This window comes from Megasphaera sp. AF13-6AC (assembly GCF_027685385.1).
GTDB lineage: Bacteria > Bacillota > Negativicutes > Veillonellales > Megasphaeraceae > Megasphaera > Megasphaera micronuciformis.
On the sequence record NZ_JAQCUN010000208.1, the window covers coordinates 1,050 to 1,491 of the forward strand.

General features: G+C 41.4%; 1 pseudogene. It reads right to left on the reverse strand.

The annotated features are described in order from the left end of the window. Positions 1–109: 109 nt before the first annotated feature. Positions 110–442: pseudogene (locus tag PGX78_RS08190) on the reverse strand (hypothetical protein); the annotation flags it as partial.

Consider the following 442-nt stretch of genomic DNA (forward strand, 5'->3'; position numbering starts at 1 on the left):
AATCGTCCTTCCGACAGAGGAGTGCCTTAATTAACGTATTGATTCTACCATAAACAAATATGTTATGGCAAGCAAAATTACTTTACAGACCGTAACATTCAGGCATGACTTATTTCGTTTGTGTCATAACGCCGGTAGGCACAAAAGACCGTCTCATGTGTTCACAATAACCTTCATAAGTTGCTTTTTCCTTTACCGGATAAACGACGGAAAAGGATGAATATGTGCCGTTCGAGTTGACGACAAGGACTTCATAAAACATTTTGTCCTTCTTTTGCCAACCGATGACATAACCGGTATCGCTTTTTTCCTGAATCGACAGCTGAGGCGAGCCGTTTACATTGAGGGCAATCCGATATAGCTGATCGGCCGTCATATTCATCATATTTCTCGTACCGTATGTAGAAATAACGGCCTGCGTCTTAGGATCCTCAAAATAACA